Origin of the sequence: Craterilacuibacter sp., from assembly GCF_051659485.1 — a bacterium.
GTDB lineage: Bacteria > Pseudomonadota > Gammaproteobacteria > Burkholderiales > Chromobacteriaceae > Craterilacuibacter.
In genome coordinates this window covers 1-8,022 of the sequence record NZ_JBOFOO010000039.1, presented here as the reverse complement: position 1 = coordinate 8,022, position 8,022 = coordinate 1, and the positions used below count along the sequence as shown (strand labels likewise).

The 8,022-nt window shown below is 55.8% G+C and carries 9 protein-coding genes; 6 read left to right on the top strand and 3 right to left on the bottom strand.

What is annotated here, in order from left to right:
* Positions 1-886, bottom strand: an 886-nt coding sequence (locus tag ACRC1E_RS01190; protein ID WP_438513283.1) for a UbiD family decarboxylase, incomplete at its 3' end; no start/stop codon positions are given.
* 165 nt (positions 887-1,051) lie between these two features.
* On the opposite strand from ACRC1E_RS01190, the gene ACRC1E_RS01185 reads away from it, so the two are divergent.
* From ACRC1E_RS01185 to ACRC1E_RS01160, 6 genes are all read left to right on the top strand, one after another.
* Positions 1,052-1,651, top strand: a complete 600-nt coding sequence (locus ACRC1E_RS01185) for an OmpW/AlkL family protein (protein ID WP_438513282.1) — start codon at positions 1,052-1,054, stop codon at positions 1,649-1,651.
* Positions 1,652-2,006: 355 nt separating this feature from the next.
* The gene (locus ACRC1E_RS01180) at positions 2,007-3,092 is read left to right on the top strand and encodes an ABC transporter ATP-binding protein (RefSeq protein WP_438513281.1); all 1,086 of its coding nucleotides are present in this window, start codon (positions 2,007-2,009) and stop codon (positions 3,090-3,092) included.
* Between the two features lie 8 nt (positions 3,093-3,100).
* A complete protein-coding gene (locus ACRC1E_RS01175; protein ID WP_438513280.1) occupies positions 3,101-3,994 on the top strand; it encodes an ABC transporter permease in 894 nt (297 codons plus the stop codon).
* Positions 3,987-4,781 (top strand): ABC transporter permease, encoded by a 795-nt coding sequence (locus ACRC1E_RS01170; RefSeq protein ID WP_438513279.1) that lies wholly within the window; start codon positions 3,987-3,989, stop codon positions 4,779-4,781. Before ACRC1E_RS01175 ends, ACRC1E_RS01170 begins: the two co-directional genes overlap by 8 nt.
* Before the next feature lie 74 nt (positions 4,782-4,855).
* Complete coding sequence (locus tag ACRC1E_RS01165) at positions 4,856-5,920, top strand: ABC transporter substrate-binding protein (protein WP_438513278.1); 1,065 nt, start codon at positions 4,856-4,858, stop codon at positions 5,918-5,920.
* Between the two features lie 124 nt (positions 5,921-6,044).
* Positions 6,045-7,127 (top strand): VanZ family protein, encoded by a 1,083-nt coding sequence (locus ACRC1E_RS01160; RefSeq protein ID WP_438513277.1) that lies wholly within the window; start codon positions 6,045-6,047, stop codon positions 7,125-7,127.
* Here ACRC1E_RS01160 and ACRC1E_RS01155 read toward each other — a convergent pair.
* Together ACRC1E_RS01155 and ACRC1E_RS01150 are read right to left on the bottom strand one after the other, a co-directional pair.
* Positions 7,098-7,742 (bottom strand): pyrimidine 5'-nucleotidase, encoded by a 645-nt coding sequence (locus ACRC1E_RS01155; protein ID WP_438513276.1) that lies wholly within the window; start codon positions 7,740-7,742, stop codon positions 7,098-7,100. The genes ACRC1E_RS01160 and ACRC1E_RS01155 overlap by 30 nt on opposite strands.
* 68 nt (positions 7,743-7,810) lie before the next feature.
* Positions 7,811-8,022 (bottom strand): hypothetical protein (locus ACRC1E_RS01150; protein WP_438513275.1); only part of this gene is annotated, 212 nt, incomplete at its 5' end.

Below are 8,022 nucleotides of genomic sequence, written 5' to 3'. Positions count from 1 at the left end.
CGGTGTGGTCGCCGTACGGGCCTTCCATGGCGGTGTCGTCGGGGTGGATATGGCCTTCGAGGATAATCTCGGCACGTGCCGGTACCTGCAGATCCGACCCTAAGCACTTGACCAGTTCGGTGCGGCTGCCGCGCAGCAGACCGGCAAACTGATATTCGGACAGGGTGTCCGGTACCGGGGTGACGGCGCCAAGTATGGTCGCCGGATCGCAGCCCAGTACCACCGCCACCGGGTAGGGCTGGCCCGGGTGCTGCTGGCAGAATTCGCGGTAATCCAGTGCGCCGCCGCGGTGTGCCAGCCAGCGCATGATCACGCGGTTTTTGCCTATCACCTGCTGGCGGTAGATGCCCAAATTCTGGCGTTTTTTGTTCGGGCCACGGGTGACGGTCAGCCCCCAGGTAATCAGCGGTGCCACATCGCCCGGCCAGCAGTGCTGGATAGGCAGCTTTTCCAGGTCGACTTCGTCGCCTTCCCAGACAATGTCGTGGCACGGTGCCTTGCTGACCACCTTGGGCGCCATCGCCAGCACCTGCTTCAGTAGCGGCAGCTTGTCCCATGCGTCTTTCAGGCCGCGCGGCGGTTCCGGTTCTTTTAGATAAGCCAGTGTCTGGCCGATTTCACGCAAGGCCGCGACGCTACTCGCGCCCATCCCCAGCGCCACACGCTCGGGTGTGCCAAACAGATTGGCCAGTACCGGATAGCCGTAGCGCTGGCCGTCTTGCTCTGGCGCTTCAAACAGCAAGGCCGGGCCGCCGGCCTTGAGTACCCGGTCGGCAATTTCGGTCATTTCCAGTTTGGGGGAGACCGGATGGGCGATGCGCTGGAGCTTGCCATCGGCTTCTAGCTGGGCGATGAATTCGCGCAGGTCTTTATATGGCTTTTTCATATTTATGTTCTTTTCATGATCTGGCTCAAAGTTTCACGACCTTGGCTTTGATATTTTCCTGCCTTGACGACACGCACTGCAACATGGGCCGGCAGAAGTCTGACAGAAAGCCGTGTGAGTCACGAATTTTAAACGCAAACAAGAAACCAGTACTGGAGAACAATGATGAAAAAAATCGCACTTGCCGCTCTGATCGCCGCCATGGCCGCCCCTGCTTTCGCCGCTCAGGGCGACATTCTGGCGCGCTTCCGCGTGATCAACGTTAGCCCGGATGAGTCTGTTAATAAGACGCTGGATGCGCTGAATGTCGGTGTTGACAGCGCATGGGCGCCAGAGCTGGATTTCACCTATATGATTACCAACAATATTGGTGCCGAGCTGATTCTGGGTACCACCCGTCACAAGGTGACCGCTGGTGGTGCATCGCTGGGCAAAGTGTCTGTGTTGCCACCGACCCTGACCCTGCAGTACCACTTTGCGCCGGAAGCAGCTTTCCGCCCATACGTTGGTGCCGGTATCAACTACACCCGCTTCTACGACAATGACCTGAAGTATGGTGCTGATGATCTGGAAATCGACAGGAACAGCTGGGGTGGCGCGCTGCAGATTGGTGCCGACTATGCGATCAACAAGGACTACTTCGTCAACGTTGATGTGAAGAAAATTTGGATCAAAACTGACGTAACCCATCCAGCATTGGGCAATCTCGGTACGCTCAAGATCAACCCATGGGTGTTCGGTCTGGGTATCGGTACCAAGTTCTAAACTGCACGACAGCCAAAAAATACAAGGCGTCCCGAGGGGCGCCTTTTTGCATGGTGCCGAAGGCAGCATGTCTTGTGTTCGGGTAGAAAACGGCAGGGTGGGCTATATGAAAGCAGTTGTTGCACGGCTTTGATGCTCCGAGGCTTCGCATCAAAGCCGCTTAGGCAGGTGGCCGGCTATTTGGGGAGTGGCTGATTTTGTTCAGCAAAAATAGCTACTTGGCCCGCGGGTGGCGGCGACGTTTGTTCCTGATCAAGAAAATGCGCTGAGGTCTTGAATTATCAGGGCAATTTTGTCTTTCACCGGGGGGGTTTTTTGCTACAATTGCGCCCTTTTTTATGGGCGGGGAAGATTCATGGCTCTCCTTGAAATTCGCAACGTTGTAAAGCAGTTCGATGACTTCACCGCTGTCAACAACGTCAGCTTGTCTGTAGAGGCAGGCGAGTTCTTTACCTTGCTGGGGCCTTCCGGCTGCGGCAAGACGACTTTGCTGCGCATGCTGGCCGGTTTCGAGCAGCCCGATTCGGGCCAGATTCTGCTTGATGGCAAGGATATGTCGCAGGTGCCGCCGGAAAAACGGCCGGTGCATACCGTATTCCAGAACTATGCGCTGTTCCCGCACATGACCGTGCGCGAGAACGTGGCTTTTCCGCTCAAGATGGCCGGCTGGGCCAAAGACAAGATCGATGCACAAGTCGATGAGCTGCTGGAAGACGTGCGCCTGACCCGATTCGGCAAGCGTTACCCGCACGAAATGTCCGGTGGCCAGCGTCAGCGCGTGGCGATTGCCCGCGCTCTGGTCGACCGCCCGCGCCTGCTGCTGCTGGATGAGCCTTTGTCGGCACTGGATGCCAAGCTGCGTGAAGAAATGCAGCTGGAGCTGATCAAGCTGCAAAAGGAAATCGGCATTACCTTTGTCTATGTCACGCACGATCAGGGCGAGGCTTTGGCCTTGAGCCACCGGATTGCGGTGATGAGCAATGGTCAGGTCGAGCAGCTGGATATTCCCGAGAATATCTATGGCAACCCGAAGAACCGCTTTGTTGCCGATTTCATCGGCCAGTGCAATGTGCTGGAAGGCCGGGTCAAGTCTGTGGATGGCGATACCATGACCGTGGATATCAAGGGCTGTGGCGAGGTGAAAACACTGGCGGTGGCCGGGGTAAAGGCCGGCCAGCAAGGCTGGCTGGCGCTGCGTCCGGAAAAGATCAAGCTGGACAAGGAGTTGCCGGATCTGCCGGACGAGGCCTATTTCAAGGGCCGCATCCATGACTGTCTGTATCTGGGCGATGTGACCATCTACATCGTCGAGGTGGCCGAGGGCGTGATGATAGAGACCATGTTGCCGAACAATATTCCGGGCGTGGCCAAGTTCTTTGATGATAACGATGAAGTGGAAGTGGCTTGGCGTTTTGACGCCGGTTGCTTCCTCGTAGAGTGAGGCCGCTGATGACGCCGCAAAACCGACTGGGCAAGTGGTTGCTGTCGTGGCCGCCACTGGTGTATCTGGTGCTGTTTTTCCTGATTCCGACCGGGATCATGTTTGTAGCGGCTTTCCGTTTTCCGGGTGACTACGGCGGCTTGGCGCCGATGTACAACATCGAAGAAGGCCGGCTGGTATGGGATCTGACGCTGGAAAACTTCCAGCGCATCGTGGAAGAGCCGATCTATCTCGAGCTGTTTCTCAAGTCGGCAGGCTATGCCGGCCTGACTACGCTGATATGCGTGCTGATGTCTTACCCTCTGGCATGGCTGATCGCGCGTTCGCAGAAAAAGTACCGCGATTTGATGCTGCTGCTGGTCATTCTGCCGTTCTGGTCGAACTTCCTGATCCGTATTTACGCGTGGATGATTATCCTCGGGCCGCAGTCGGCGTTTACCAAGGCCATTAACTGGGTATGGACCGGCATGGGCTTCGAGCCCTTGCAGTTGTTGTTTACACCCTTCGCGGTGATCGTGGGGATGGTGTATGTGCATCTGCCGTTTATGGTGTTGCCGCTGTACGCCAATCTGGAAAAGCACGATATGTCGCTATTGGCCGCCGCGCAGGACCTGGGTGCCAGTGCGTGGCAGCGTTTCTGGAGAATCACCTGGCCCTTGTCTTTGCCCGGGGTTTTTGCCGGTTCGGCGCTGGTGTTCATTCCGGCGCTGGGCATGTTCGCCATCCCAGATATTCTGGGCGGAACCGATTCGATCATGATAGGCAACCTGATCAAGCAGCAGATTCTGGATACGCGTGACTGGCCGTTTGGTGCCGTGCTGTCGATCATGCTGACCATCGGCGTGCTGGGTATTGCCGCGCTGGGTTCTTTGGTGGCAAGGGGAGGGGTGAAACGTGGCTAAAAAGCAATCCGTCTGGCTATGGGCTTCGGCGATTTCGACCTATCTGTTCCTGTATCTGCCACTGGTAATTGTGGTGGTGTTCTCGTTCAACGATTCCAAGCTGAACGCAGAGTGGGTGGGCTTTACCTTCCGCTGGTACGAGCAGCTGTTCAGCAATGAAAAAATGCTGACCGCTGCCTGGCACTCGCTGATGATCGCCGTTGCGGCAAGCTTGCTGTCGACCTTGCTGGGTACGCTGGCCGGGGTGGCGATGCACAAGTACAAGCTGCGCATTCTGCCGTTTCTGGTGCTGACCCCGATCGCGATTCCCGAGTTGTTGACCGGTGTCAGCCTGGTGATCTTCTTCGTGATGGTCAATCAGGTGCTGGGCATACTCGAACTGGGCCTGTTTACGATTTTGCTATCGCATGTGGCGTTCTGCATCGGCTTTGTCGCGATTGTGGTCAAGGCGCGCATGCAGGGCATGGACGAGAGCTTGATCGAAGCCGCGCGCGATTTGGGCGCAAGCCCGTTTCAGGCTTTCCGCCTGGTGACGCTGCCCGTTATCCGCCCGGGTATTATCGCCGGCGCGCTGATGGCCTTTACCCTGTCGATTGACGATTTTGTGATTACGTTCTTCACCGCTGGTGTGGGGTCTTCGACCCTGCCGCTGGAAATCTATTCGATGATCAAGATTGCGGTCACGCCCGAGGTCAATGCTGTCTCCAGCTTGCTGATGCTGTTGACGCTGGTATTGATTTTGATCGCATCGCGCGTGTCGCCCAGCTCTTTGCGCGGCGAAAACTGATGGTAGCGGCCGGTGGATTGCCGGCCGTTTGCTTGTTTCCCCATTTCATTACCACTGTTGTTGCAGGGAAAATCATGAAAAAACTGCTGTTGTCGCTCGCGCTATTTACCGCCATTCCGGCTTTTGCTGCCGATACCCTGCATCTGTATAACTGGAACAATTATCTGTCTGTCGAAGCCGCTAAGCGTTTCGAGGCGCAGTGCAAGTGCCGTCTGGTACAGGACTATTACGGCGATAACGAAGAGATGCTGGCCAAGATGGCAGCCGGTGCCAAGGGTTACGATATCGTGGTGCCGACCGGTTACGCCGTACAGGCCCTGATAGGGCAGGGCAAGGCTGCGGTGCTGGACAAGAGTAAAATCGCCAATGCCAAAAATCTGAACCCGGCCTATCTGAATGCCTTCTTTGACAAGGGTAATCAGTATTCCTTGCCGTATTCGTTGACGACGACGGTGCTGGGCTACAACGAGACCGCGCTGAAAAAGCTGGGTATTGCCGATAAGGCTAATAGCTGGGCGTTGATCTTTGACCCCGCCATTCTGGCCAAGATCAAGGGCAAGGTGATGGTGCTGGATTCGCAACGCGAACTGGTTGCCGCTGCCTTGATGTATCTGGGCAAGCCTGCCAACTCGGTGAACCCTGCCGACTGGAAGGCCGCGCGGGATCTTATTCTGAAGGCCAAGCCTTACTGGGCAACCTTCAATAACCAGAGCTACATCAAGGAACTCACCGTTGGCAATATGGTGGTGGCCATGGGTTACTCCAACGATATGGTTCAGGCGCGCGAAGACGCCAGAAAGGCCAAGCGCCCGTTTGTCGTCAACTATGGCTTGCAGAAAGAAGGCAATACCATGTCGGTCGACAACTTCGTGGTACTGAAAGATGCACCACGCAAAGATCTGGCCTATCAGTTCATCAACTTCATGCTTGACGGCAAGAATGGTGCCGAGCTGACCAATAGTATGGGGACAGGTAGTCCTAATGCGGCATCGTTGGCTTTTATCAATAAAGAAATCGCCAAATCACCCGCTGTGTTTCCGACCAAGGCGGATATGCCGCGTTTGCAGCAGTTGCAAGATCTCAATAGTCGTCAGCGACGCGAGCTCAATCGCTTATGGGCTGAAATCAAGCTGAAGTGATACCTGTTGTCTGTCGCCAGCTTGCTGGTATAGGCCTGCGGCAGGATTTTTCCTGCTGCAGGCTTGAAGTTTGTACCTAGGCCTAGGTATGCTTGCGTGATCCATCCATCAGGCTTTGCATGACGTGGCCAATGCCCAGCGTTCCCATGTGGCCCAGTACACGGCCCTGATCACCTTTGTGGTGATTGTTTTTTCCAGCTTCTATCCGTTTACCGACTGGGTTTATAGCGGCCAGCCGCTGCTCGAGTTCGTCAGCTATCCCTTGCCCTACTATTTCCGCCTGTTTGATAACGCGGTTAATTTCCTGATTTATCTTCCACTGGGTTTTGCCCTCGCCTTGACTTGTCGCCACCGGCTATGGGGTTGGCTGCTGGCGGTGGTGCTGTCTGTGCTGGTCAGCTTCTTAGTCGAATTTGGCCAGCAGTTTCTGCCGATGCGGGTCTCGTCCAATCTGGATATGCTGTACAACATGGCTGGCGCAGTGCTGGGGGCGACGCTGGCGGTGAGCCCCGGGTTTCGGCGTGTTTGGCACAGCGTATGGCAGAGGCGGCAGCGTTATTTCCGGCACGAGAGTATGGCTGACTATGCGGTCGTGTTGATTGTGGTGTGGTTTGTGACCCAGCTTGATCCTTCGATACCGCTGTTTGGTGTGGTGGTGCGGCCTATTGGTTTGCCGCAGCCTTTTATTTCGCCGATGGCAAACCCCATGCTATTCCTGCTGCTGGTCGAAGCCGGCGGGGTGATGCTGAACCTGACCGCATTTCTGTTATTCATTACGACGTTTCTGGCATCGCGCCGCTATACCGCCCGCGCCATCACCATCGCTCTGGTCTTGGCGTGGTTTCTCAAGGTACTGGCTGCCGGTACTCTGCTCAAGCCCATGGCTTTTTTCGAATGGATCAACCAATACGTCATGACCGGCTTGTCGGCCGGCTTCTTGCTGGTATGGCTGGTGACGCGTTTTGGCCAAAAGCTGCAGGCAGTTGTGGCGCTGTTGGCGCTGTTAGGGACGCAGGCGCTGGTTGCGCTATGGCCATTGGCACGTAGTGATGCGGATATGCTGTCTCTGTTTCGCTGGCACTACGGACATCTGGCCAATATGAATGCGCTGGTCGCCTTTTTATCGCAGCTATGGCCTTACGCCGCCTGTGTGGTGCTGGCCGGTTTGTTGTGGCAATCAGCGGGCAGTAAACAGCCGCAGGCGTAGCAGTTCCCGCAGCGAGCGGATGCGTGCATCTACATAGTTCGGGCGGCGTGCCTCGTGTGACAGCCACACGGTTTTCATCCCCAGCAGTCTTGCCGTCTTCAGGTTGGGCAGGCTGTCTTCCACCATGATGCAGTTTGATGCGTGCAGTCCTTCGTTGACCAGAACCTTGCGAAAGGCCGCCGGATCCGGTTTGGGGGTAAAGTCCAGTCGCTCCACGCCATAATGCGCACGGAAGTGGTGCGAGATGCCCAGGCGCAATAGCAGGTCTGTCACATAGTGCTGCGGCCCGTTCGAAAGCAGGATCTTGCGGCCGGGCAAGCGGGCCAGCACCGATTCGAGGCAAGGCTCGTAGTGCAGCATCGTAGCGAAGTGTTCGCTAGGGTGGGTTGTGTGCAGGAAATGGTGCGGGTCGACGCCATGGTGTTTGACCAGTCCTTTCAGCGTGGCACCGTATTGTTGCCAATACCGGTTACGCAAGCTGTGGGCCTCTGCTTCGTCGACTTGCAGATGTTGCATGATATAGCGGGTCATCAATAGGTTGATATGCGGAAAGATGCCGTGATCGGCATTGTGCAGGGTATTGTCGAGGTCGAAAATCCAGGTTGGTGCTGACAAAATAATCTCCAGTCTTGAGGCCGCTATTATCTCTCAGCTTGTTTTTTACTGTGCAGGTGAAATTTGTTTTATTTAAAATCAAACACTTGGGCGTTCGTGCTGGATATTGCCGGTTTTAGGTGTTGACCATCGTTGGCAAGCTGCGTATATTTCGCCTCCTCAGCTGACGCCGCAAACGAAACAAGCGGATAGGCACTGCTCTTTAACAACACGAACAACCGATAGGTGTGAGTGCTTGGCGATGCCAAACACTCGCACTGCAAGAAGATTGGAAACGTAA

Excerpts from the sequence above, each read along its gene's own strand:
- ACRC1E_RS01185 (WP_438513282.1), top strand. The coding sequence starts at position 1,052 with ATGAAAAAAATCGCACTTGCCGCTCTGATCGCCGCCATGGCCGCCCCT.
- ACRC1E_RS01180 (WP_438513281.1), top strand. The coding sequence starts at position 2,007 with ATGGCTCTCCTTGAAATTCGCAACGTTGTAAAGCAGTTCGATGACTTC.
- ACRC1E_RS01175 (WP_438513280.1), top strand. The coding sequence starts at position 3,101 with ATGACGCCGCAAAACCGACTGGGCAAGTGGTTGCTGTCGTGGCCGCCA.
- ACRC1E_RS01165 (WP_438513278.1), top strand. The coding sequence starts at position 4,856 with ATGAAAAAACTGCTGTTGTCGCTCGCGCTATTTACCGCCATTCCGGCT.